At 74.3% G+C, this 22,502-nt stretch carries 17 protein-coding genes; 6 read left to right on the plus strand and 11 right to left on the minus strand.

What is annotated here, in order from left to right; all coding sequences use genetic code 11:
• Window positions 1-40: 40 nt before the first annotated feature.
• Complete coding sequence (locus ACI789_RS23240; RefSeq protein ID WP_457011899.1) at window positions 41-1,246, minus strand: FAD-dependent oxidoreductase; 1,206 nt, start codon at window positions 1,244-1,246, stop codon at window positions 41-43.
• 109 nt (window positions 1,247-1,355) lie between these two features.
• On the opposite strand from ACI789_RS23240, the gene ACI789_RS23245 reads away from it, so the two are divergent.
• Window positions 1,356-2,021, plus strand: coding sequence for a TetR/AcrR family transcriptional regulator (locus ACI789_RS23245; RefSeq protein ID WP_457011901.1), 666 nt, complete (start codon window positions 1,356-1,358; stop codon window positions 2,019-2,021).
• Window positions 2,022-2,143: 122 nt separating this feature from the next.
• Here ACI789_RS23245 and ACI789_RS23250 read toward each other — a convergent pair whose 3' ends face one another.
• Both ACI789_RS23250 and ACI789_RS23255 read right to left on the minus strand, forming a co-directional pair.
• Window positions 2,144-2,626: a universal stress protein gene (locus tag ACI789_RS23250; RefSeq protein WP_457011903.1), complete on the minus strand. Its 483-nt coding sequence runs from the start codon at window positions 2,624-2,626 to the stop codon at window positions 2,144-2,146.
• A complete protein-coding gene (locus ACI789_RS23255) occupies window positions 2,623-3,093 on the minus strand; it encodes a universal stress protein (protein ID WP_457011904.1) in 471 nt (156 codons plus the stop codon). The genes ACI789_RS23250 and ACI789_RS23255 overlap by 4 nt, the downstream gene beginning before the upstream one ends.
• A gap of 269 nt (window positions 3,094-3,362) precedes the next feature.
• On the opposite strand from ACI789_RS23255, the gene ACI789_RS23260 reads away from it, so the two are divergent.
• Both ACI789_RS23260 and ACI789_RS23265 read left to right on the plus strand, forming a co-directional pair.
• Window positions 3,363-3,890: an acyl-CoA thioesterase gene (locus tag ACI789_RS23260; RefSeq protein ID WP_457011905.1), complete on the plus strand. Its 528-nt coding sequence runs from the start codon at window positions 3,363-3,365 to the stop codon at window positions 3,888-3,890.
• A 115-nt stretch (window positions 3,891-4,005) separates the two neighbouring features.
• Window positions 4,006-5,130: a heparan-alpha-glucosaminide N-acetyltransferase domain-containing protein gene (locus ACI789_RS23265; RefSeq protein WP_457011906.1), complete on the plus strand. Its 1,125-nt coding sequence runs from the start codon at window positions 4,006-4,008 to the stop codon at window positions 5,128-5,130.
• Between the two features lie 111 nt (window positions 5,131-5,241).
• Here the strand turns inward: ACI789_RS23265 and ftsH are convergent, their stop codons facing one another.
• On the minus strand, window positions 5,242-7,314 hold the full coding sequence (gene ftsH / locus ACI789_RS23270) for an ATP-dependent zinc metalloprotease FtsH (RefSeq protein WP_457011907.1): 2,073 nt from the start codon (window positions 7,312-7,314) through the stop codon (window positions 5,242-5,244).
• 350 nt (window positions 7,315-7,664) lie between these two features.
• On the opposite strand from ftsH, the gene ACI789_RS23275 reads away from it, so the two are divergent.
• Entirely contained in the window at window positions 7,665-8,897 is a 1,233-nt protein-coding gene (locus tag ACI789_RS23275) for an epoxide hydrolase family protein (protein WP_457011909.1), read from the plus strand.
• An 83-nt stretch (window positions 8,898-8,980) separates the two neighbouring features.
• Here ACI789_RS23275 and ACI789_RS23280 read toward each other — a convergent pair whose 3' ends face one another.
• On the minus strand, window positions 8,981-10,003 hold the full coding sequence (locus ACI789_RS23280; protein ID WP_457011910.1) for a zinc-dependent alcohol dehydrogenase family protein: 1,023 nt from the start codon (window positions 10,001-10,003) through the stop codon (window positions 8,981-8,983).
• A 154-nt stretch (window positions 10,004-10,157) separates the two neighbouring features.
• Between ACI789_RS23280 and serA the strand changes: the two genes are divergently transcribed.
• Window positions 10,158-11,363, plus strand: a complete 1,206-nt coding sequence (gene serA, locus ACI789_RS23285) for a phosphoglycerate dehydrogenase (protein WP_457011912.1) — start codon at window positions 10,158-10,160, stop codon at window positions 11,361-11,363.
• A 37-nt stretch (window positions 11,364-11,400) separates the two neighbouring features.
• Here serA and ACI789_RS23290 read toward each other — a convergent pair whose 3' ends face one another.
• Both ACI789_RS23290 and ACI789_RS23295 read right to left on the minus strand, forming a co-directional pair.
• On the minus strand, window positions 11,401-12,969 hold the full coding sequence (locus tag ACI789_RS23290) for a PP2C family protein-serine/threonine phosphatase (protein ID WP_457011913.1): 1,569 nt from the start codon (window positions 12,967-12,969) through the stop codon (window positions 11,401-11,403).
• Window positions 12,970-13,064: 95 nt separating this feature from the next.
• Window positions 13,065-13,922: a LysR family transcriptional regulator gene (locus ACI789_RS23295; protein WP_457011915.1), complete on the minus strand. Its 858-nt coding sequence runs from the start codon at window positions 13,920-13,922 to the stop codon at window positions 13,065-13,067.
• A 70-nt stretch (window positions 13,923-13,992) separates the two neighbouring features.
• On the opposite strand from ACI789_RS23295, the gene ACI789_RS23300 reads away from it, so the two are divergent.
• Window positions 13,993-14,901, plus strand: coding sequence for an EamA family transporter (locus tag ACI789_RS23300; RefSeq protein WP_457011917.1), 909 nt, complete (start codon window positions 13,993-13,995; stop codon window positions 14,899-14,901).
• A gap of 84 nt (window positions 14,902-14,985) precedes the next feature.
• Here the strand turns inward: ACI789_RS23300 and ACI789_RS23305 are convergent, their stop codons facing one another.
• The 4 genes from ACI789_RS23305 to ACI789_RS23320 all read right to left on the minus strand — a co-directional run bounded on the left by ACI789_RS23305 (window position 14,986) and on the right by ACI789_RS23320 (window position 22,438).
• On the minus strand, window positions 14,986-16,632 hold the full coding sequence (locus ACI789_RS23305) for a fibronectin type III domain-containing protein (protein WP_457011918.1): 1,647 nt from the start codon (window positions 16,630-16,632) through the stop codon (window positions 14,986-14,988).
• A 212-nt stretch (window positions 16,633-16,844) separates the two neighbouring features.
• Window positions 16,845-18,806, minus strand: coding sequence for a multicopper oxidase domain-containing protein (locus ACI789_RS23310; RefSeq protein ID WP_457011919.1), 1,962 nt, complete (start codon window positions 18,804-18,806; stop codon window positions 16,845-16,847).
• Between the two features lie 496 nt (window positions 18,807-19,302).
• Window positions 19,303-20,892, minus strand: a complete 1,590-nt coding sequence (locus ACI789_RS23315) for a hypothetical protein (protein ID WP_457011921.1) — start codon at window positions 20,890-20,892, stop codon at window positions 19,303-19,305.
• A gap of 73 nt (window positions 20,893-20,965) precedes the next feature.
• Window positions 20,966-22,438, minus strand: coding sequence for a sugar transferase (locus tag ACI789_RS23320; protein ID WP_457011923.1), 1,473 nt, complete (start codon window positions 22,436-22,438; stop codon window positions 20,966-20,968).
• Window positions 22,439-22,502: the final 64 nt, after the last annotated feature.

Here is a 22,502-nt window from a genome sequence, read left to right on the forward strand (position 1 = left end):
GGCCCGACCCCTCCGGGTCGGGCCCCCTGCGCACGTCCGGTCAGTCGTCGATCAGCGCGAGCTGCTCGTTGATCGCCTTCGGGTTCGTGTCACCGGCGACCTTCTGCAGGAAGGGCGTGTGGTCGAAGACCAGGTCGCGCAGCGGGCGCAGGGCCCGCGGGGTGTGGTGGAAGACCCTGCCCAGCAGCCAGGCCTGCTGGACCTGGCGGGCGGTGTGCGGCTTGCGCGGGTCCTCGTAGGACTGCAGGGCCCGCCGGACGGCGGCCGCGTCGGTGAGGTCGACGCCGCGCAGCGCCCGTCCGATGAAGTAGCCGTCCTCGATGGACATGCCGGCGCCGTAGGCGGCGTACGGCGAGGTCGGGTGGGCGGCGTCGCCGGCGAGGGTGATCCGCCCCTTCGACCACTGCGCCAGCCGGGGGCGGTCGCGGAGCACCCAGCGCTGCACGTGCTGCGGTTCGGTGGCCGCGATCAGCCCGGGCAGCGGGGCGGGGAACCCGGTGGCCAGCGCTGCCGCGGCGGCCGCGAGGTCGGCGGGCGCGGGGGCGTCGGGGTCGGTGGCGGTGAGCACCCACCACTGGTGGCCGTCGCGGCCCTCGTGCCGGATCGACGTCCAGCTGCCCTGCGTCGTGGCGCTGTGCGTGAGGACCGACGTGTTCGGCCGGGTGCCGGGGACCTCGGCGAAGGTGAAGCCGCCGAAGATGTGCAGCCGGTGCTCCCGCTTGGGCGAGTCGCCCCACAGGGTGCGGCGGACCAGCGAGTCGATGCCGTCGGCGCCGACGAGGACGTCGTGCTCGGCGGTGCGGCCGTCGGAGAAGTGCAGGGTGACCGCGCGGTCGTCCTGCTCGATGCGGTCCACCTGCTGGTCGAACCGCAGCACGCCGGGCGGGATGGCGGCGAGCATCCGCTCGTAGAGCTCCGGCCGCAGCAGCCCGATGAAGCCGCCCCCGTAGGCGCGCTTGACCTCCGGGTCCAGCTTGACCTCCACGCGGACCCGGCCCCGCAGGTTGCGGAACTCGGTGTCGGTCGGGGCGCCGAGGTCGTCGGTGTCGACCCCCAGGGCGCGCAGCGCCTTCAGGGGCGGTGGCCAGAGGTTGAGGATGTTGCCGGCCGGCCGGGCCTCCCGGTACCGCTCGTAGACGACGACGTCGTGGCCGGCCCTGATGGCGCCCAGCGCGGCTGCCATGCCGGCGGGGCCGGCGCCGAGGACGGCGACGCGACCGCGCGGGGGAGGAGGGGAAGGGGGCATGAGGGACCTCCGGCGGTGCGAACGATAGTAAACACTACTGTTATGCTACGAACCGTAGTGCGCGTTCCTGTTCTGTCAAGGAGTGCCCGACGACGGCGAGGATGAGGGCATGGGCGACGTCGAACCACTGCCGGCTGCCGACCTGGAGGTGCGGCCCCCCAAGCAGCAACGCAGCCGCGAGACGTGGAACCGCGTGCTCGACGCCGGGGTGGCGATCCTCGAGGACGGTGGCTACGAGGCCTTCACGATCGCCGCCGTGTGCGAGCGGGCGCAGGTGGCCCCGCCGGCGATCTATGCCCGGACGACCAGCAAGGAGGCGCTGTTCCTCGCCGTCTACGAGCACGGCATCAGCCGGCTGCGGGCGGCGCAGGACGTCTTCGCCGACGAGCGCCGGTGGACCGGGCTCCCCCCGGTGCAGCGGGTTCGAGCGGCCGTCGCCGAGATGGTGGGCCTCTCGCTGGCGCACGAGCGCTTCCTGCGGGCCGTCGTCCTGATCTCGGCGGCACACCCCGAGGTGCGACGGCGGGGGTCCCGCTACAGCCAGGAACTGGGGGAGGGGTTCGCCCGGGTGGTCCTGGCCGCCCGCGCCGCGATCCGCCACCCCGACCCGCCGGCCGCCGTCCGATCCTGCTTCGGCACCCTGTTCGCCGCCTCGATGATCCGCATCGCCTACGGCAGCGGGTTCGCGACGGCGTCAGCAGCGGATGACGACGCCTTCGTCGCGGACCTGGGGGAGACGGCCGTGCGGTACCTCCTGGCAGACCCCCCTGGATGACCGGCTGACGCGGTCTCCCCGACGCCGTGCTGGAGGAGGATCTGCGCACGAGGCTGGACCGTGCTGCTGCTGGCGCCGCTCGCGGCCCTGGTGGCCGCCGCCTTCGCCGGTGAGCACCTGGCCTACTCCGGCGGAACCGCCAGCAGGGGGCACGGCGCGCGCTCGACCAACCGGAGCGCGACACTGCCGAGCAGCATGCCGACCAGCGGGTTGTGCCCGCGGGTCCCGACGACGATCAGGTCAGCACCCACGCCGCGGGCGAACTCGACGATCGCCGAAGCCGTGCCCTCGGGCGTCATCTCGGTCACGGTGAGCTCGGCCGCCACCCCGTCTCGCCTCAGGTCCTCGACCGTCGACCGCAGGCCCGCCGTGATGGCGTCGGCACTCTCCTGCGCGACGCGGAGGGTGGAGGGAGATCCCCCCAGGACCACGCTCACGTGGGTGACGATCAGCCTCGCGTCGTACGTCTGCGCGACGCTCTTCGCCGCAGCCAGCGCTCGTTCCGCTGCCTTCGACCCGTCCGTGGCCCACAGGACCGTCCTGAACACGTCTGCTCCCATCGACCAGGCACAGCACCTGCCCGTGCGCGGCGGCGGTCCGGTCACGCCTCCGGGGTGGCGGGGGCGCGGACGACGACGACCGGGCAGGGGGAGCGGGCGATGACGTGCTGGCTGACCGAGCCCAGCAGCATCCCCGTGAAGCCGCCGCGGCCACGGCTGCCCACGACCAGCAGCGCCGCACCCTCCGCCGCGTCGAGCAGGACCTGCGCGGGGTGGCCCATCTGCACCCGCTGCGACACCCGGTCCGCGTCCTGCGGGTCCACGACCTTCCCGACCGTCTCCTCCAGCGTGCGGGTCGCATCGCCTTCCCAGTCGAGGTCCAGGAGAGCGTGGACCCCTCCGCCCCCGTAGTCCACCGGGATGCGCCAGGAGGTGACCGCCTCCACCGCCTGGCCGGTGAGCCGCGCCTGGCCGAGCGCCCAGCGCAGCGCCTCCTCCGCGTAGGTCGAGCCGTCCACTCCGACGACGATGCGGCCGGAGCCGGCCTGCGGATCGATGCCCGAGGTGCTCACGACGTGACGCTCCCGCTGATCGACGACGACACCGTGTCCTCCCGATCGCGCACACCGGCGGGGCCGGGCACGCCAGGCTAGACCGTCGGCGCCCCGCCGGGGACGCATCGCCACCTGGTCGCGGCCGCCGGTACTCCCACGGTCGTGCCCCGCGGACGAGGATGAGCCGACGGCACCGGCTGGGTCCGGGACGTCCTCGACCGGGCGCCGCCTGGAGTCCGGCGGCTGGACGTGGCGGTACGACCCGACAGCTCGAGGAGGACCCGGAGATGACCCCGGACGGCGATCCCGCGGCGCACCGCGGCAGCGCGGACGACGACCTCCACCGCCTGTCGATGACGATCCTGATGACGCCCGACATGTCGAACTTCGCGGGCAACGTCCACGGCGGCCTGCTGCTCAAGTACCTCGACCAGGTCGCCTACACCTGTGCGACCCGCTGGGCGCGGACCTACGCCGTCACGCTCTCGGTGGACCAGGTCGTCTTCCGGGAACCGGTCCACGTCGGGGAGCTGGTGACCTTCCGGGCGAGCGTGAACCGCACCGGGCGCACCTCGATGGAGATCGGGGTGCGCGTGACGACGGAGGACCTGGTCAGCCAGGTCGTCCGTCACACCAACAGCTGCTACTTCACGATGGTGGCGATCGGGCCGGACGGGCGCCCGGTGGAGGTCCCTCCCTGGCGGCCGCGGACCGCCGAGGACCGCCGTCGGCACGAGGCGGCCGGACGTCGCCGTGAGCTGCGCCGCGAGATCGAGCGGGCGACCGCGGAGATCCGCGCGACCCCGGCGCCCTGAGCACAGCGCTCCCCGAGGGGGCGAGCTGGCAGTCGCCTGTGGGCTTGGCAAGCAGTTGGCAAATGATCGTGGGCCGGGGTTACGATCCGAAGCAGTTCCGCTTAGCGTGCGAGCCATGAGTCCTGCCGTCGGCCCCGACTGCACGACCAGACCGTCGCCGACGCCCGGCGGCGCCACGGCCCGGCTCGGCCGGATCGCCGGGCTCGACGTCGCCCGCGCGCTCGCGGTGTTCGGGATGCTCGGTGCCCACGTCGGAGCCGTGCCCGGTGACGTGCGGACGACGCCCTGGGGATGGCTCGGCGTGGTCAACGGGCGGTCGTCGATCCTGTTCGCCGTCCTCGCCGGGGTCTCGATGGCGCTTCTGTCCGGGCGCACCCGACCGGTGACCGGCGACGAGCTGGTCCGTGCCCGGATCCGGATCCTGATCCGGGCGGCCTGGTTGTTCGTCATCGGCGGCGTCCTCGAGGCGCTCGGCACCGAGATCGACGTCATCCTCGGCGTGTACGCACTCCTGTTCGTCCTCGCCCTGCCGTTCCTGCGGTGGCCGCCGCGGCGACTGCTCCTCGCGGCCGGCGTGCTCGCCGTGGTGACCCCGCCGGCCGACCTGCTCCTCGCGCAGTTCGCCGAGGACAACGGCGCCTACGACACCCCGTTCTCCTCGCTGGCGGTCACCGGCGCCTACCCGGCGCTGATCTGGTGGACCTTCATCCTCGTCGGGCTCGCCGTGGGGCGGTGCGACCTCACCTCGACGCGGGTGCGGCTGTGGCTCGGTGCCGCAGGCGCGTCGCTGGCCTTCCTCGGCTACGGCGGCGGTTGGCTGACCACCCAGTGGTGGGCGGGTGGCCGGCCGGTGGCGGGTCCGGACGGCTTCTCCGAGCGGCCCGACATGTGGGACCCGGTCTGGTTGACCGGCGCGGCGCCGCACAGCGGCACCACCTTCGAGCTCGCCGGTTCGGTCGGTGTCGCGCTCGTCGTCATCGCCGTCTGCCTCCTGCTCGCCGACCGTCTGCCCAGGGTCGTGTTCCCGCTGGCGGCAGTCGGGTCGATGGCGCTCACCGCGTACGCCGGCGGCATCGTCGCCGTCTGGCTCACCGGCACCCTCGACTACGACACCAACGGGCCGTGGCTGCTCTACATCCTGGTCACCATGGCCGCTGCCACGGTCTGGCGGCTGGTCCTCGGCAGGGGGCCGCTGGAGCGCCTGCTGACCTGGAGCTCCCGGCGCGCGGCGGGGCGGTAGCTGTCCGCCGGGGGGCCCGGCGGCCCGGACGCCGCCTGCGCCCGGCACTCTCGAGCGCCTGCGGCCCGGGTGCGCTCCACCGGCGGGAGCCGCACCCGCCGGGACCCCGGGTCAGCGCACCCCGGCCGTGGTGTCCGTCGGCGGGAGACCGGGCGCCCGCGCGGCACCGGGCGCCTCGCCGCGGGCGACGGCGGCCGGTGCGCTCTCGCGGGCCACGCCGGCGGCGGCGTAGGCCTCGTCCTCGTCCAGGGTCTCCCGTTCCAGCAGCGTGTGGGCCAGCCGGTCGAGCCGCTCCCGGTTGCCCCGCAGCGTCTCGACCGCCTCCCGGAAGCAGTCCTCGGCCAGCCGCCGCACCTCCTCGTCCACCATTGCCCGGGTGCTCGGCGCCACGCCGTCCAGGCCGAAGGGCTGCTCCTGCCCCGGCGGCGGGAGGACGCTGACCGGCCCGATCACGGCCGACATGCCCCAGCGGCCGACCATCTGCCGGGCCAGCGCGGTGGCCTGCGCCAGGTCGCTCTCGGCGCCGGTGGTCACCTCGCCGTAGACGATCTGCTCGGCGGCGCGGCCGCCGAGGGCCCCGACGATCCGGCCCCGCAGGTACCGCTGGGTGTAGCCGTAGCGGTCCACCGGCGGGGTCTGCACGGTCACGCCGAGCGCCTGCCCCCGCGGGATGATCGTCACCCGGCGGACCGGGTCGGCCCCGGGGGTCAGCATGCCGAGCAGGGCGTGCCCGGACTCGTGGTAGGCGGTGCTCAGCTTCTCCTCGGGGGAGAGCACGATCCCGCGCACGCTGCCGAGCAGGGTCTTCTCCAGCGCCTCGCCGAAGTCGGTGCCGGTGACCCGCTCGTGCCGGTGCTCGGCGGCCGCCAGCGCCGCCTCGTTGACCACGTTGGCGAGGTCAGCTCCCACCAGGCCCGGCGTCGCGGCGGCCACGGCGGCCAGGTCCACCTCCGGCGCCAGCGGCACGTGCCGGGTGTGCACCCGCAGGATGGCCAGCCGCCCGGCCAGGTCCGGCGGGCTGACGCTCACCCGGCGGTCGAAGCGCCCGGGACGCAGCAGCGCCGGGTCGAGGATCTCCGGGCGGTTGGTGGCGGCCAGCACGACGACGCCCTCGTTGCCCTCGAAGCCGTCCATCTCGGTGAGGATCTGGTTGAGCGTCTGCTCCCGCTCGTCGACGCCGCCCGCCGCGAAGGAGCCGCCGCGCGCGCGGCCGATGGCGTCCAGCTCGTCGATGAAGACGATCGACGGCGCCACCTGCTTGGCCTGGTCGAACAGGTCGCGGACCCGGCTGGCGCCGACGCCCACGATCGCCTCGATGAACTCCGACGCCGAGATGGAGAAGAACGGCACCCCGGCCTCCCCGGCCACGGCCCGGGCGAGCAGGGTCTTGCCGGTGCCGGGCGGGCCGGAGAGCAGCACGCCGCGCGGGATCCGCGCCCCCAGCCGGGTGTAGCGCCCGGGGTCGCGGAGGAAGTCGACGACCTCCCGCACCTCGTGCTCGACCTCGTCGACGCCGGCCACGTCGGCGAACGTCGTCCGCGGTCCGGCGTCGGGCTGGTAGCGGGTGGCCCGGGACCGGCCGAAGGCGCCCAGCGCGCCGGCACCCGAGGCGCTGCGCCGGGCGATCCACAGCAGCAGGCCGACCAGCAGCAGGGTCGGGGCGAACCCGAGGAGCAGCCGCTGCCACAGCGGAGCGGCGGCGTCCGGGGGGTTGGCGTTGACCGTGACGCCCTTGGCCTCCAGCGTCCCGAGCAGGTCGTCGGTCGCGAACGACGGGCGTTCGGTGGTGAAGAGGTCCACCTTCTCGGGGTCCTCGGACCCCGGTGGGTAGGTCACCTCCTCGGTGAACTCGCCCTGGATCGTGTCCGCCGTCGACGTGACGGTCTGTACGTTGCCGGCGTCCAGTTGCTGGGTGAAGAACGTGTAGGACACGTCGGTCCGCTCCGGCGGCCCCGTCACCACCGACATGACGACCCAGTTGACCACCAGGAAGGCGGCCACCAGCCACCAGACGGCCCCGCTGCGGCGCGGCCGCCGGCCCGGCGCGGGCGACGAGTCGCCGGGCATGCCCTCCACCCGCCACGGTCCGGCCCGGTCGGGCTCCTGCCGGGACCGGCTCCGCTCCCGCCGCAGGAACCCGGCCGTGCGGCGGTCGCCGGTGGGGGACTGTCGGTCGGTCGCCATGACACCGTCTCCTCGACGCGGTCGACCCTCGCCACCGCCTGCGATCCGCCCCGTGTCGCGAGTGGCCCGCCCATGATCCGACGGCCCGGCGGCGGTGTCACCCCTGGCCCGGCGGAGCCACCGGGCACGGCCAGGAGGGCTCCCGGCGCCGGCGGTCGGTCCGGCGCCTCGGATCCGAGCCGTCACCGGGTGTCCCGACAGGCCCGACGAGGCTCTTGGACCCTGTGCCGCCCTCCCGGCGCGGGCCAGGGTGGCTCGCGTCCCGGAAGCGCCGACCGTGCCGGGTCCGCGTCGGCACGCACCTCCCCATCTCGGCGACTTCCCCGCAGCCGATCCCGAGGGGACCCGCCATGACCGCAGTCGAGCAGCAGGCCCGCAGCGCCATCCGTCCGTTCCGGGTCGAGGTCCCGGACGAGGCGCTCGCCGACCTGCGCCGCCGCCTGGCGGCGACCCGCTGGCCGAGCCGGGAGCTGGTCGACGACCGGTCGCAGGGGGTGCAGCTGGCGACGGTGCAGGAGCTGTGCCGCTACTGGGCCGACGAGTACGACACGGGCCGGGTCGCGGCGCGGCTCAACGCGCTGCCGCAGTTCCGCACCGAGATCGACGGCGTCGACGTCCACTTCCTCCACGTCCGGTCGCCGCACCCCGACGCGCTGCCGCTGGTCATGACGCACGGCTGGCCGGGGTCGGTGATCGAGCTGCTGGACTCGATCGGCCCGCTGACCGACCCGCCCGCGCACGGCGGGTCCGCCGAGGACGCCTTCGACCTGGTGCTGCCGTCGCTGCCCGGGTACGGCTTCTCCGCCGAGCCGACCGAGCTCGGCTGGGACGTCGGCCGGGTCGGGCGGGCCTGGGCGGAGCTGATGCGCCGCCTCGGCTACGAGCGCTACGTCGCCCAGGGCGGCGACGTCGGTGCGGGCGTCACCGACGCGATGGGCCGCCAGGCGCCCGAGGGGCTGCTCGGCATCCACCTCAACCTGCTGGTGACGGCGCTGGCCGGCCCGCAGCCGACCGACACCGAGCAGGAGCGCGCGGCGGCCGACGCGGTCGCCACGTTCCAGCGCACCGGGAGCGCCTACTTCCAGGAGCAGGCCACCCGGCCGCAGACGATCGGCTACGCCCTGCTCGACAGCCCCGTGGCGCTGGCCGCCTGGATGATCGACCACGACACCGACGCGTACTACAAGATCTCCCGCGCGTTCGTCGACGGCCGGCCCTCGGGCAACCTCACCCGGGACCACGTCCTGGACAACGTCACCCTGTACTGGCTGACCGGCACCGGGGCGTCCGCGGCCCGGTCGTACTGGGAGAGCTATGGCGCCGACGCTCCCGCTGCCAGGGCCGCGGCGGGCCAGGTCCCTCCGGAGGTCTCGATACCGACCGGCTTCACCACGTTCCCCGGCGAGATCTGGCGGGCCCCGCGCAGCTGGGTGGAGAGGTCCTACCCAGCCCTCAGCTACTTCAACGAGGTCGAGCGCGGCGGGCACTTCGCCGCCTGGGAGGAACCCGAGCTGTTCGCCACCGAGGTCCGGGCGGCGTTCCGCCCGCTGCGCCAGCCGTCGATCCCCGGACCGCGCCGGTGACCTGACGCCACGCGGGAACGCCCCGGGGACCGTCCCGGGGCGTTCCCGCGCGGGGCAGCCACGGCTGCTCCCTCCGGGTGGGGTCAGGGACGCAGGAGGGCCTTGATGGCGCGCCGCTCGTCCATCGCCCGGTAGCCCTCGGCGGCCTGGTCGAGGGGCAGCTCGAGGTCGAAGACCCTGCCCGGGTCGATCTCGCGCTTGCAGATCAGGTCGATCAGCTCGGGGAGGAACCGGCGCACCGGGGCGGGTCCGCCGTGCAGGTGCACGCCGGAGGAGAACAGCTCCTCGCCGGGCAGCGCGACGTCGTGGGAGACGCCGACGTAGCCGACGTGCCCGCCGGGGCGGGTGGCGCGGATGGCCTGCATCATGGACTCCTGGGTGCCCACGGCCTCGATGACCGAGTGCGCACCCAGGCCGTCGGTGAGCTCCTTGATGCGGGCCACGCCCTCGTCACCGCGCTCGGTGACGACGTCGGTGGCGCCGAACTCCCGAGCCAGCTGCTGCCGGGCCTCGTGGCGGCTCATCGCGATGACCCGCTCGGCGCCCAGCTGCCGGGCGGCGAGCACGCCGAGCAGGCCGACCGCGCCGTCGCCGACGACGGCGACGGTCCTGCCCGGCCCGGCCTCGGCGGCGACGGCGGCGAACCAGCCGGTGCCCAGCACGTCCGAGGCGGCCAGGAGGCCGGGCACCAGGTCGTCCGACGGCATCCCCGGGGTGGCGACGAGGGTGCCGTCGGCCAGCGGGACGCGGGTGTACTCGGCCTGCGCGCCGGTGGCGGCGCCGGGCTGCCGGTTGACGCAGTGGGTCTGGTAGCCGGCCCGGCAGATCTCGCAGGTGTTGTCGGAGGCGAAGAACGAGCCGACGACGAACTGCCCCGGCGCCACGGTTCGGACGTCGCTGCCGACCTCCTCCACGACGCCGACGTACTCGTGCCCCATCGGGGACGGCCCGCTCACCGGCTCGATGCCGCGGTAGGGCCACAGGTCCGAGCCGCACACACAGGCGGCGGCCAGGCGGATGACCGCGTCGGTGGGCTGCTCGATCCGCGGCATCTCGCGCTCCTCGACGCGGACGTCGCCGGGGGCGTACAGGACGGTTCCTCGCATGGGAGGGAGTTCCTCTCGATCGTGGGGGAGGGCCGGCGGCGTGGGAGGCCGGGTGGTCGACACCTCTGCGCTCATCCTCGGTGGCGGCCGGGTCCTCCGCGAACGTTGCTGCGAGGATCGGCGGCGACCCGCTTCTCGAGGAGGACTGCCCGACATGCCCAGAGCCCTGCTGCTGGAGAACATCGACCCGGTGGCGGTGGAGCTGCTGTCCACCGCCGGCTACGAGGTCGAGTCCCAGCGGGGAGCGCTCGACGAGGCCGACCTGGCCGCCGCGCTCGAGGGCGTCGACCTGCTCGGCATCCGGTCGAAGACCCAGGTGACCGCGGCGGTCGTCAAGCAGCACCCCGACCTGGCGGCGATCGGCGCGTTCTGCATCGGCACCAACCAGATCGACCTGGGCGCGGCGGCCGCGGCCGGTGTGGCGGTGTTCAACGCGCCGTACTCCAACACCCGCAGCGTCGTCGAGCTGGCGATCGCGGAGATCATCAGCCTGGCCCGGCGGCTCAGCGACCGGGACCGCGCGCTGCACGCCGGGACCTGGGACAAGTCGGCCACCGGCAGCCACGAGATCCGCGGCCGGACGCTGGGCATCGTCGGCTACGGCAACATCGGCAGCCAGCTGTCGGTGCTGGCCGAGGCGCTGGGCATGCGGGTGCTGTTCTACGACCTGGAGGACAAGCTCGCGCTGGGCAACGCACAGGCCTGCGGCAGCCTGGACGAGCTGCTCGAGCGCGCCGAGACGGTGACGCTGCACGTCGACGGGCGGGCCGGCAACGCGGGCCTCTTCGGCGCCCAGCAGTTCGCCAAGATGCGCCGGCGCAGCCTGTTCCTCAACCTCTCCCGCGGGTTCGTCGTCGACCACGAGGCGCTGCGCGAGCACATCGAGAGCGGCCACATCGCCGGCGCGGCGATCGACGTGTTCCCCGACGAGCCCAAGGAGCAGGGTGACCCGTTCGACTCGGTGCTGCGCGGGCTGCCCAACGTCATCCTCACCCCGCACGTCGGCGGGTCGACCCAGGAGGCCCAGTACGACATCGGGCGGTTCGTCGCCGGCAAGCTGGCCGACTACAGCCGCACCGGGACGACGACGCTGAGCGTCAACCTGCCCGCGGTGGCGCTGCACGGCTCCTCGGCGGCCCGCTTCGCGCTGCTGCACCGCAACGTGCCCGGCGTCCTGGCCCGGGCCGACGCGCTGGTCGGCGAGCACGGGCTCAACGTCGACGGGCAGGTGCTGGCCACCCGCGGCGAGCTCGGCTACGTCGTGACCGACGTCAACGGCGCCCTGCCGCCGGCCTTGCTGGCCGCGCTCACGGCGCTGCCCGAGACCGTCCGCCTGACCACCTTCCCCGGGCGCCCCTGACCCGCGCTCCAGCACGTCCGGCCGGGCCCGGGGCCGGTCACCTCGTCCACCGCATCCCCAGCAGTACGGTGTCGTCGCGTCCGCCGTCACCGGTGAGCGCACCCATCAGGGCGTCCAGCGCCTGCGGCAGGGGCTGCCCGTCGACGACGGCCGCCCCGGCGGTCCGCAGCCGGTCCAGGCCGGCGTCGATGACCTCGCCGCGGCGCTCGACCAGGCCGTCGGTGAAGGCCAGCAGGGTGCCGGAGGCCGGGACGACGAACTCGGTGGCCGGGAGCGGGGTCGGGTCCTCCACGCCGATCGGTGGCGCGACGGGCACCTCGAGCGACCGGGCGCCGCCGTCGGTGAGCAGCACCGGCGGGAAGTGGCCGGCGCAGACCGCGCGCAGCCGGCCGGCGACCGCGTCCAGCTCGCCCAACAGCACGGTGGCGAACCGGTGGTCGGCCGCCACGTCGAGCAGCCGGCGCAGCTTGGCCAGCACGGCGTCGATGTCGTCGCCCTGGCTGAGGTAGGCGCGCACCGCGAAGCGCAGCTCGGCCATCGTGGTGGCCGCCGGCAGGCCGCGGCCGGAGATGTCACCGACGACGAACACGCAGCGCCCGGGCCCACGGGGGACGACGTCGTACCAGTCGCCGCCGACCTCGAGCTCGTCGACGCCGGCGACGTAGCGCGCGGCGACCTCGACGCCGTCCACCGTCGGCACCTCCGGCAGCAGCGCGTGCTGCAGGGTGCCCGCGATGCTCCGCTGCTGCCGGTAGAGCTGCTCGTTGTCCGCGGCCAGCCGCTCGGCCTCGGACCGCCGCCGGGACATCGCGGCCGCGGTGGTGGCCGCGCTCGCGGCGAGGACGAGCCCGACGCCGACGACGATCCAGGGCAGCGCCGAGGACAGACCCCCGACCAGGCTCGCCGGGGAGGCGCCCACGACGGTGATCGAGTCGTCGCCGAAGGGCACCGTCGTGCGCGCGGTCTCCCCGGCGATCGGCACCGGGCCGGTGGAGTACAGCAGCTGCTCGTCGGCCGCGCTGCCGCCCAGGTAGACGGCGAAGTCCAGGCCGCCGAACGCCTCGTCGGGCGGCACCTGCACGCGCCGGCCGGGCGGGAGCGCCGACTCGGCGTAGACCACCAGCCCGGCGGTGTCGCCGGCCGGGCGCAGCGCGTAGCCGAGTCGGGCCGGGTCGCCGGGGAGGATGCCGCTGACCGCGAGCGTGCCGTCGCCGGGGACGCCGGCGAGGAACGCGGCGAACCCCTCGCCGTCGGGACCGACGGGGTCCGGGCCCTCCACCGCCAGCTGCTCGGCCGGTCCGCCGCCGGCCCGCCACAACGACAGCGACATGCCGCTCGACCCGGAGATCCGGGCGGCGGCGAACCGCTGGAAGGCGCCGGGGTTGGCGTTGGTGGCGGTGGCGACCTGCCCGGCGTCGGCCAGCTGCGTGGTCAGGACGGCGATCTGAGTGGTGAGCACGGTGCCGGCCTGGGCGACCTCCCGCTCCAGGGCGTCGGTCTCGGCGCGGGCGTTCACCTGCGCGGCGAGCACCGCCAGCACGGCCGCGACCGCGAAGAGGACGACGGCGACGACAGCGGCGACCCGACCGGGCGTGCTGCGGAGCATGGTGGGCGCACGGTACCGCTCGGCATCCCGGCACCCCGTCCTCGGCTCGCCGACCGCGGGCACCGCGGGGCGGCGCACGCGCGCCACACCCGGGGTCAGCGGCGGGCGTACTGCTCGCAGACGAGGTGGACGAAGGCGTCGACGTGCGGCGGGGGGCTGTCGGCCCACCAGGCCAGCCACACCGGCACGGGCGGGGCGTCGCGGACGAGCCGGTAGGCCACGCCGGGCCGCCGGTGCTGGGCCGCGGTCGCCTCGGCGGAGATGCCCACGGCCTGGCCGGCGGCGATGACGGTGAGCCAGTCCTCGATCCCGCGGACGGTACGGGTGGCGGCCGGTGCCGCCGGGGACGACCACAGCTGCTCGCTGGTGGTCCCGGTGAGGGGGTCGACGGCGATGGTGCGGCCGGCGAAGTCGTTGAGGCTCAGGCTGCGGCGGCGGGCCAGCGGGTCGTCGGCGGCCACGGCGGCGTAGCGCCGCTCCGTGCCGAGGAGGGAGGTGCGCAGCCGCGCGTCGTCGACCGGACGGCGCAGGACGCTGACGTCGGCGATGCCCTCGCTCAGGCCGGCGGTCGGGGTGTTGGCGTGGACGAACTCCAGTGCGGCACCCGGGTGGTCCTCGGACCACCGGCGCGCGACCGCCGTGGTGTGCCGGCCGAGCGCGGACCAGGCGTAGCCGACCCGGAGGTCCCCGCCGCCCTGGTCGGCGGCCCGCCGGATCGCGGCGACCTCCTCCAGCACGCGGCGTGCGTGCCCGACGACCCGGGCGCCGAGCGGGGTCAGCGACACCTCGCGGGTGGTCCGCTGCAGGACCCGCGCGCCCAGCGTGCGCTCCAGCGCGGCGATCGTGCGCGACACGGAGGCCTGCGAGGTGCCGAGCGCGTCGGCGGCCATGGTGAAGGTGCCGGCGTCGACCACGGCGAGCAGCGCGCGCAGGTGCCGGACCTCCGGATCCATGCGCGCAGCGTATCGCCGGTGGCGGGTAAGGCATTTCCCTCATGAGCCGGCCGTGCCCACACTCGGGCAGGTGACCGGACAGGGAGACCGCGGCGGCACCCTGCTGCGCGGCGTCGGGACGATGCTGGGCAGCGCGGTGAGCAACCAGGTGGGGGCGGCGCTGGGGGCGCACGCGTTCGGCTCCCTGGGCCCGGTCGGGGTGGTGGCGACCCGGCAGGTGGTCGCGGCGGTCGTGCTGCTGCCGGTGGCCCGGCCCCCGTGGCGGCGGATGACCTGGGGGCAGTGGTGGCCGGTGCTGCTGCTGGCGGTCGTGTTCGGCTGCATGAACCTGTCGCTGTACACCGCGATCGACCGGATCGGGCTCGGGCTGGCGGTGACCCTGGAGTTCCTCGGCCCGCTGGCGGTCGCCCTGGCCGTCTCGCGCTCGCGGCGGGACCTGCTGATCGCCGCGGCGGCCGGCGCCGGCGTCTACGTGCTGGTCCTGCCCGGCCCGTCGAGCGACTACGCGGGGCTGGGGCTGGGGGTCGCTGCCGCCGCGTGCTGGGCGGCGTACATCGTGCTCAACCGGGTCGCCGGCGCGCGGCTGCCGGGCCTGCAGGCCCCCGCGGTGGCCACGGCCCTCTGCGCGCTCGCGTACCTGCCGGTGCTCGTCCTGCTGGCGGGGTCCGGACGGCTGACGGGAGCGCCGTTGGCCTACGCGGTGGCGGCCGGTGTGCTGTCGTCGGTGGTCCCGTACGCCGCGGACCTGACCGCCCTGCGCGTGGTCCCGCAGCGCTTCTTCGGCGTGTTCATGAGCGTCCACCCGGTGCTCGCCGCGCTGGCCGGCACGGTCCTGCTCGGCCAGGTGCCCGCCGGGCACGAGTGGCTCGGGATCGCGGTGGTCGTGCTCGCCAACGCCGTCGCGGTCACCACCTCCGGTCGCGACGCGGCCCTCTCCCAGGAGCCGGCCGAGGGCCGGCGGCTCGCGCACGCCCGGTGACGCCCCGAGGGCCCGCCACCGGATGGTGACGGGCCCTCGGTCGGTCTCACTCCCCGCCGGCGTCTCCCGGCCGGGAGCGAGAACTCACGGCGCTGCCGGCGTGACGTTCACCGGCGCGGACGACGGTCCGACCCCGGAGCCGTTCACCGCCCGGACCCGCACGGTGTACCGGTCCCCGTTCACCAGACCCTCGACGACCGCCGAGGTGGTGTCCGGCGTGGCGAACGCCCGGTAGACGACGCCGGCCGCGTCGGTGGCCGTCACCAGGTACCGGGTCAAGGGCGAGGTCCCGGTGCTGGCGGGCGCGACCCAGGTGACGCTCGCCTGCGCGTCCCCGGCCGTGGCCGAGACACCCGTCGGGGCGCCCGGCAGCGCGGCGGGGTCCGGGGTGGTGCCGCCGCCGGTCGGCGGACCGGTCGGGGTGGCCGGGCCGCCCACGATGGTCACCGGCAGCGTGGCCGTGGTGCCGGCGGCGTCCTTGACCGTCACGGTTGCCGGCGGCGCGAGGCTCGGGATGGTCACCGGGTCGGCCGAGGTCAGCTTCAAGGCCGCGCCGGTGGCGTCCTTGTAGCCGACGACCTCCAGCGGGTAGGTGGCCGGGGCGATGGCCGTGGCCGCCACGGTGAGGTTCGTGCCGTCGTAGCCGGCCTGGTTCACCGTGACCCCGCTGATCTTGTAGACCTTGCTGCTGACCGGGTTGTCACCGGTGTTGCGCACGGTGACCTCGGTGGGCAGCGCGGCGCCGGCCTGCAGCGGGATGCGGGCGTAGAACCGGCCGCTGCCGGGGTCCTTGGCCATCGGCGTGGTGGCGAAGCGCCCGTCCTGGCCGGCGACCTCCAGCGTGGTGCCCTTGCTGGTGGCGAACACGTCGAGGAACCCGCCGTTGATGCCGGCCCGGTCGACGGTGAGCCCGGTGTTGGTCGCGATCTTGCCGGAGATGCTGAAGAGGTCGGTGGTGCCCTCCTGCAGGGTGCCCTGCCAGGCGGTGAACCGGTTGAAGTTGAACGGGCTGCCGGCGACCTGGTGCAGCACGTTCGGGTCACCGACGTAGCCGGCCGGCGGGTTGGGGAGCACGCCGGGCCGCCAGCGCAGGAAGGGCCCGAAGTTCCCGGCGAGCGGGGTGTCGAAGTTGTTCAGGGCCGGCGAGACGTCCTGGACGAACCGGCCCCGGCCGCGCTCGTCGGTGTCGACGGTCAGCTCGCCGAACGGGTGCTTGAAACGGTAGGTCGTGTTGGCCACGCCGCCGTCGACGTCCACCCGGACGCGGGCGAACACGGTCTGGTCGCCGGCGTTGACCACCTCGTTGAGCCACGCGCCCTCGAGCCCGAGGACGAGCGTCGCCGTGCCGCCGCCGCGCAGCGTCACGTCGGCCTCGACGAGCTGGTAGAAGAACTCGGCCGGCCAGTTGTTCGGGAAGGACACCGGCGCCGACGGGTTGGGGACCTCGGCCACCGGGATGTTGCACAGCGCGTTCAGGTGGTCGACGCAGGCCTCCAGCCGCAGACCCTTGTTGTCCTCGTACCAGGCCGGGTACCCGAACGCGGGGTCCACCGGCCCGGCCTGGGCGAGCCCACCCGGGTTCGGCACGGTGATCACCGTCGCCGCCTGCGACGTGGGCGCCAGGGCCAGCGGGAGCAGGGCGACCGCGGCGGCGGGCACCACCAGCCGGCGCGCCCAGCCCCGGAGTGTCCGCCCGCGCGTACTGCCGGGTTCCTGCTGTCGGGTTCTCATCTCGTCGTTCCTCCCCATGTGAAACGGCTCGTCATCGAAGGACACTGGTCACCGCCACCGTGAGCGGACAGCCGCTGCGTGGGGGCGGCCCGACCCCCAACCCGGGGGACCACCTGCGCGGACGCCTGGCCGGCGACTCCCGCGAGACCTCCCGCAGGGCACGGCTCGGGCCCCGGAGCTGCCGTGGCTGCTCCGGGGCCGAGGCCGGTGGTTCAGGCTCCGGCGGTGGTCCCCGCCGGGGTCTCGGCCGCCGACGCGCCGGCCGACTGGTCCGTCGCGGCGGAGTCCGTGCTGGGTGCGGGGGACTCCGTGCCGGACGCGGAGTCGTCCGTGCCCGACTCGGCGGACGGGGCCTCGGGAGCCGGGGCCTCGGGAGCCGGCGGCTGCTGGGGCACGAGGTCCGGAGCCGGCAGCGGCTTCGGCGGGTCGCTGTTGATCGAGTCGCAGTCGATGTCGTGGTGCCCCACCTGGTACTGGAACATCATGTCGTGGTCCTCGTGCGACAGGTTGTGGCAGTGGATCATGTAGCGCCCGTCCTCGTGCTCGAAGCGCATGAGCAGGCGCACGGTCTCGTTCTCGCCGACGTAGACGACGTCCTTGGGGCCGCGCTCCTCGGGGCGCGGCGGCTGGGCGACCCCGCTCACCGTCCGGCTGAGGACCCGGAAGTCGATCAGGTGGATGTGCAGCGGGTGGAACCAGCCGCCCGAGGAGTTCTCGACGTCCCAGATCTCGATGGCGTCGCGGGCCGGGTTGGCGAAGACGAACTCGTAGTTCGACTTGACGACGTCGTCCCACGTCATGTCGTTGATCTTCCACAGGCTGTTGCTCTTGTGGAGGCGCATGTGCCGGACCGCTGACCGGTCGGCGGCCTTGAGCGTCATCACGGGGTGCGGGGCGCCCAGGCTGCTCGGCCACTGGTTGCCGTCGAAGCTGGTGACGCCCTTGCCCACCTCGAACTGCATCACCTTGCCGGTGTGGTCGAAGTCGCGGGCGTTCGGGACGCCGTCGTTGACCAGCTGGACCTTGGTGCCCTTGAGGTCCTTGAAGTCGATGATGATCTCGTAGCGCTCGGCCATGCCGATCGTGAAGGTGGTCACCTCCTGGGAGCTCTGCATGAACCCCCCGTCGGTGGCGATCACCTTGAACGGCATGTTGTTGCTCAGCCGGAGCCTGTAGCCGCGCGCGAGGGACCCGTTGAGGACGCGGAACCGGTACTTGCGGGGCTCGACCTTCATGTTCGGCCACGGCACGCCGTTGACCAGGATCACGTCGCCGTAGACCCCGGACTCGTTGTCGTCGTTCCACAGCAGCTGGCCGTCGGCGGCGAAGATGACGTCGCTCAGGACCAGCGGGAACTCGTACTGGGGCTTGCCCTCGGCGGCCTTCTGCCGGTCCCAGCGGGGGATCTGGAGGCCGATCTCCAGCTCCTCGTCCACCACGTGGTACTGGGCGGCCAGGCCCATGTAGACGTTCTGCGCGGTGTGGTGCACCCCGTGGTCGTGGTACCAGAGCGTCCGCGGCGTGCAGTTGTTCGGGTACTGGTAGTTCTTCCACTCCCCCGGGTTGGTCAGGTCGCCGGCGTACCCGTCGTACTGCGGCTTGGACGGCGAGCCGTGCAGGTGCAACGAGGTCCAGGGGATGTACCCCAGGGTGGGGTGGCGCTTCGGCAGGCTGTTGATCACCTGCATGACCGTCCTGCGCGGGATCTTCTTGCCGGGGTTGTCGGGGTCGGGCTGCAGGTAGCTCCGGATCGTCGGCCCGGGGACCGACCGCAGCAGGGAGCCGTCCGGCTTCTGGCCGGCGTAGCACCACATCTTGGTCCAGATGCCCGGGATGAGCTGGACCTGCGTGTGGGTCTCGGTGATCCGGTAGTAGTCCGTGCCCAGGTAGTCCGACCCCGTGATCGGCTCGCCCGGCTGGTGGCCACCGGTGGTCGGCGGCTCGTAGTCGTCGGGCACGTGGCCGAAGACGTTGCTCCGGACGTCGTCGGTGACGGTCGGCTCCAGCACCGGCGGGGCCTTGAAGGCCGCTGTGTACGGCACCGGCATCTTGCCGGCGGGCAGTGCGGACGCCGCTGCCGCCGACAGGACCCCCGTCACGGGCAGCGCCAGTGCTGCCGTGCCGGCCGCCGACAGCTTCAGCACGTCGCGTCGGTTGAGGTTGGGCGTCTCCATCAGAATGGCTCCTCGAACAGATCCCCGGGCTGATTGAGGAGAAGACTGCAGGTCAGCTCGCAGTTCTCCCAGCCGCGGCGAGGGGGGAGCGGGGATCCCGAAAAGTGGGGGGAGTGGACGGCGATACCCGCGGAATCGTCACCAGAGGTGAGCGTCCACTGCTCCTACGTACGGATCACCTGCACGGATGCACACGCGGTGTGACTCAGCGTGACGATAAATGCGGTTACTCGCGCCTTTTCTCCCATCGCTGGAAAGTGCGCGGCGTCATTTCCTGGTGCGATCGAACGACCATTCCGCGGCGATCGGGAATCGGGTATCGGGTGCGGCGGGCGACGGGCGCTGCGGGCGTGCGCCACCGCTCTCCGCCCGGTCGTGGTGGGAGCGCGCACCCCTGGCCGGACCCGCCGTCCCGGACGTGCGCGTGCGCCGTCCACACGGCAGCGACCGGTACCCGGGCGACGGTTCGCCCGGGTACCGGTCGCGGGTGCGGGCCCTAGAGGCCGCGGTTGCCGCTCAGCGAGGTGCCCGCTGCTCGGTCGAGGATCGGCTCCGGGTGGCTGATGCCCGTGAAGTCGTTGCCCTCGATCACGACGCCGCCGGCCCCCGGCATGACCCGGATCGCGCGGGCGGTCGTGGCGCCCGCCGCCTGCTGGAAGGTGGATGCGGCCACCCGGGCCCCGCTGGCGCCGACCAGTTCGACCGCCCACCCGCCGTCGGGGATGCCGGTGAACCGGCACTCCTCCACCGTCAGGTCGGTCACCGGGCCCTGGGGACCGGCGACGAGCTGCCGCTTGCCCGGCGCCCCGGTGAAGGTGCACCGGCGCAACCGGACCTGCGAGGCCTCGTTGACGACCACCGACAGGTCCGAGACGCCCGACGGGGCGCTGAACGTGCAGCTGTCGAACGTCAGCCCGCTGATGTTCGGGCCGCCGACCCGCAGCGGACCGTTCACCGGGCGGGTGATCGAGGTGCGCGTGAAGGTGACGTCCCGGATCGCGCCCGCGGTCGCCGGGTCCGTCTGGATGCGGATCTCCTGGGTGCCGGCGTCCGCGGCGGCGGCCATGTCCACCGAGCAGTCGGTGAACGACACCCGCTCGATCACCCCGGTGCTGTGGGTGTTCTTCACGACGATGCCCCGGTTGGCGCCCGCGCCCCGGCACTCGACGAACGAGCAGTCACGGATGGAGGCGTCCATCACCTCCTCGCCCTTGGTGTGCTCGAGCAGGGCGACCATGAAGCGGCTCACCGAGCTGACGCCGGTGCAGCCGACGTAGCTGCCGCGGGCGATGTCCATCCCGTAGAACAGCCCGGTCGGGTCGCCGATCGGGACGAACTGCAGGCAGTCGTCGCCCGACTCGACGGAGCAGCCGATGCCACGGAAGTCGTTGCCGGCGAAGACCCGGATGCCACCGGTGCCGGTGTCGGCGGCGCTGTTGCGGATCCGCACGCGCTCGGCCCGGCCCCGGTCCCCGCCGTACATGATCGCCTGGCCGCCGGCGTAGGTGTCGATGGTGAAGTCGCGCAGCAGGACGTCGTTGCCGTAGAGCGCCAGGACCACCCCCGTCCGGGCGTGGTCCACGGCCCCGATCGACCCGGGGCCGGTGATCCGGACCCCGTTCGCCGGCTGGGCGAAGTCGGCGTTGCGGAGGAACGCGTTGACCAGGCCGGGCTGGGCTGCCCAGTCCTTCTGCAGCCGCGCGCCGCGCTCGAGGTGGAGCTGGGCGCCCGGCCGGACCAGGAGGCTCGCGGTGCACCGGTAGGTGCCGCGGGGCAGCACACCGACCAGCCCCCGGGCGGCCGACTCGTCGAGCATCGCCTGGACCGCGGCGGTGTCGTCGGCCCGCCCGTTCCCCGCGGCGCCGAAGTCACGCGGCCGGAGGGTCTCGCCCGCGGCCAGCGACACCGCCGCCGGCCCCTCCCGGGGCGCGAGAGCGGCCCCGTTCCGGTCGAGCGCCGGGATGGAGGTCAGCCCGGCGGCGCCCAGCCCGGTCGCGCCGAGCACGAGCAGCCCGCGGCGGGTCAGCCGCCGGTCGGGGGACCGACCGGGGTCGCCGTCCCGGCCGGCGGGGGTGGAGTGGTGCATCCGAGGTCTCCAGCCGTGGTGAGAGCGCACCGGGCGTCCGGCACCGGTGCGGGGGAGTGGCGGCAGGAACGGCTCACCGGGTGGCGGACCGCACCGCCGTGAAGGCCTGCCGGCGCACCGCCGCGACGGTGCGGACCAGGATGACCAGGTCCCGCCACAGCGACCAGTGCTCGATGTAGGAGTTGTCGAAGCGGGCGCGCTCCTCGATGGAGGTCTCACCCCGCAGCCCGTGGACCTGCGCCCAGCCGGTGAGGCCCACGGCCAGCCGGTGCCGGTCGCGGTAGCCGTACACGGAGTCGGCGAACTGGGCGGCGTAACGCCGCTCCTCGGGGCGGGGGCCCACCAGGGACATGTCGCCACGGAGGATGTTCCACAGCTGCGGCAGCTCGTCGAGGCTGGTGCGGCGCAGCGCCGTGCCGATCCGTGTCTGCCGGCGCTCGACGTCGATCTGCCGGGCGTGCATGGTGCTGCGGGTAGAGGCGTGCATCGGCCCGCCGACCGGCTCGGGTGCGGCCACGCGCAGGGTGCGGAACTTGAGGATCGCGATCTCCTCGTCGGCGTGCCCGACCCGCACCTGGCGGAACAGGATCGGGCCGGGGCTGCTCACCCGCACGGCGAGGGCCAGGACGGCGAGCACCGGGGCGAGGACGGCCAGCGCCGTGCCCGCGACGGCGACGTCGACGAGGCGCTTGACCCGCCACCCCCCGCGGCGCAGCGCGGCCCGCCGGACCCGGTGCAGCGGGATGCCCCACACGTCCTCGACGTCGGCGCCGTTGGGCGACATCCCCACGTCGAAGAAGCGGGGGACGATGTAGACCTCGACGTCGCGGAGGGCCGCGCTGCGCACCAGGTCGACCAGGTCGGCCTCGCGGGTGGGGCCGTAGGCGACGACGACCGTGCGGACGCCGTAGGTGTCGAGGACCAGGTCGAGGTCCTCCAGGTGGCCCAGCGGCTCGCGCCCGTCGAGCGGGGAGCCGTCGCTGAGGAAGCCCACGCCGCGCAGCCCGTACTCGGGGTGCTCGTCGAGGGTGGTCAGCAGGTCCATGCCCAGCCGGCCGCCCCCGAGCACCAGCGTGGTCGAGCCGACCGCCAGGGAACGCCGGGCGCGGCGGACCGCGGCGTAGGAGAGGCTGCGGCCGAGGACGAAGCACGGCACGGCGCACAGCGCGTGCACCGCCAGGCCCAGGTCGGCGCCGGCCACGTACCCGACGGGGGTGGCGAGCAGCAGCCCGACGGCCAGCCGGGGCAGGTGGCGGGGCGCCTCGTCCAGGGCGGACAGCGAGATCCGGGGCCGGTGGGCGCCCGCGGCGGCCAGCGCGGCCAGCGTGAGGACGACGAGGGCGGCGGTCACCGCGGCGGATCCGCCCAGCCACACCGCGGGCAGCGCCAGCGCGGCGGCGTCCACGGTGACCAGCAGGGCGCGGATCGCGGCGCGCTGCTCGCGGGGCTCGGCCGCGAGCAGCAGCGGTGCGGCGTCCGGGCGCGCGGCTCCGGCCGAGCGCACCCGCCCGTCCGGCACCTCCCGGACGGGCTCCGCGTCCAGCACGTCCCCAACCGGCCCCCCGCCGACGTCGATCATGGCCACCCCCGGTGTCTGAGGGGGCCCAGGG

It is taken from the genome of Geodermatophilus sp. SYSU D00965 (genome assembly GCF_054050075.1).